General features: G+C 60.3%; 2 protein-coding genes. Both read left to right on the top strand.

Annotated features, from left to right (window positions below; translation table 11 throughout):
• The coding region (locus tag NW835_RS03360; RefSeq protein WP_414414518.1) for a DNA gyrase C-terminal beta-propeller domain-containing protein at nucleotides 1-1486 on the top strand (1486 nt) is incomplete at its 5' end.
• A gap of 167 nt (nucleotides 1487-1653) precedes the next feature.
• The gene (locus tag NW835_RS03355; protein WP_414366210.1) at nucleotides 1654-2049 is read left to right on the top strand and encodes a DUF760 domain-containing protein; all 396 of its coding nucleotides are present in this window, start codon (nucleotides 1654-1656) and stop codon (nucleotides 2047-2049) included.
• Nucleotides 2050-2182 lie beyond the last annotated feature (133 nt).

The raw sequence follows: 2182 nt of genomic DNA, 5'->3' as shown, positions 1-2182 counted from the left end.
TTTCTTGGATTTTCGGGCAGAGGTGATCGAGCGGCGCACCCGCTATGAGCTACAAAAGGCGGAGGAGCGGGATCACCTGTTGCAGGGGTACCTGGTGGCTTTGGGGCAGTTGGATCGGGTGATTGCCCTTATCCGCGGAGCTGCTGATACTGCCACAGCCCGCGCTGAGCTGCAGAGCCAACTGGGGCTAAGCGAAGCGCAGGCCGATGGCATCCTACAAATGCAACTGCGCCGCCTTACCGCCCTGGAAGCGGAGAAAATCCAGGCCGAACACGAGGACTTGCTGCGGCAAATTGCCGATTTGCGGGACATTCTGACTCGGCGGGAACGGGTGATGCAAATTATCTGCGAAGAGCTGCAGCAGCTTAAAGCCCGCTTTGGGAGTCCGCGCCGCTCCCGCCTCTGCCTGGAGGACGGTGAGCTGGAGGTCGCCGATCTCATCGAGAACCGCGAGACGGTTATCTTTCTCACGGAGCAGGGCTACATCAAGCGCACGGACATCGAAGAGTTTCAGGTGCAGGGGCGGGCCACCCGTGGCAAGGCTGGCACCCGCATCAAAGACGACGATGCCATTGAACAGTTTTTTGCCTGTCGCAGCCACGACACCATCCTCTTTTTCACAGATCGGGGGATGGTCTATACTCTGCCTGCCTACCAGATCCCTCAAGGGAGCCGCACCGCCCGTGGCAGCGCCATCGTCCAGTTGCTGCCCCTGAGCCGGGAAGAGCGGGTTACCTCGATGGTGCCCGTGAGCAAGTTCAGCGACGACGAATACTTGGTGATGCTCACCCGTGGGGGGTACATCAAAAAAACGGCCCTCAGCGCCTTTGCTAACGTCCGCTCCAACGGCCTAATTGCCATTTCTCTGGAGGAAAACGATGAGCTGCGCTGGGTGCGCCGCGCCCGCTCCAGCGACGATGTAGTGATGGCAACCCGCCAAGGCATGTCCATTCGCTTCCGTGCCGACGACGAGCAACTGCGTCCCTTAGGGCGGCCTGCTCGCGGCGTGCGGGCCATCACCCTCAACCCCGGTGACGACATCGTCAGTATGGACATCATTTTCGCCGAGTCGGTGATGGCCGCTGAGCGAGAGGGGGAGGGGCTGGCCAACCCCTGGGTGTTGGTGATCACCAAAGAAGGGCGGGGCAAGCGCTCGGCCATCGACCACTTCCGCCAGCAAAACCGGGGTGGCAAGGGGGTGATCGCCACCAAGTTCCGCCAGGAGTCGGATGAGCTGGCTGCCCTGCGCATCGTCAATGCCGAGGACGAGATCCTGTTGGTAACCGCCAGAGGCATTGTCATGCGCCAGTTGGCCAAGGCCATCCCCACTCAGTCTCGTGAGGCAACAGGGGTGCTGGTGCAGCGCCTGGATCCCGAAGACAGCATTGTAGGAGTGACGGTGGTGCCCGCTTCGTTTATCGGGGATCCGGCAGAAGCTGAAGAGGAGCCGGCAGATGGGCTCCCCAGGCCGACAGTTGATCCCTGAGGTACGGCATTTGCCGCTTGGGAAGGGTGGGATCCCGTACCGAAGGCAGCAAGGCGCAGGTGCTAAGTTGGGCATAGCCCAAATTGCGGGAGCGGTGAGAGCCTGAGGGATCAGGCAAGCCGTCCAGTTGGGCTTTACCTGCTGTGTTTGGGGAGCTTGGTAACTCCATGTCCAGCCCAATCAACTTCATTCCTGGCTTTGAGGCTGTGCCAACGCCTAGCCCCAACAACCGGCTCTGGCAATACCTGCAGTCGCAGGATCCCAGCGTTTTTCAGGATATTGCCCGCAATTCTTCCCCAGAGGTGCTGGAGATCCTGGGCTATAACATCCGCAGCCTGCTGGGCAGTTTGCCGTCCGACCAATTTGGCGTTCAAATCGTCACCAACCGCGAGAGTTTGGCAAAGATGCTCTCGGGTGCCATGATGGGGGGCTATTTTCTGCGGGTGATGGAGCAGCGCCTGGCCCTGGAGCAGTCTTTGGGCAACTCATCCGCCGCTGTCCCCTCTTCCCAACCTCCAACACCGGATCAACCTCCAACAGCGGAGGGAGGCAGCGCCCAGTAGCTCCGGGCTCAGCCTTGCGGGCCTGAAACCAAGTTCAACGTAAGGCGCGGGATTCCCCACCGTATAGACGGTGGGGAAGGATAGCCCTCCTGACTGATTCTGGATATATCGCTTCACAATTTCTAGAGGTGCA

Source organism: Synechococcus sp. OH2 (genome assembly GCF_047462155.1).
GTDB lineage: Bacteria > Cyanobacteriota > Cyanobacteriia > Thermostichales > Thermostichaceae > Thermostichus.
This window is presented reverse-complemented; position numbering and strand designations above follow the sequence as displayed.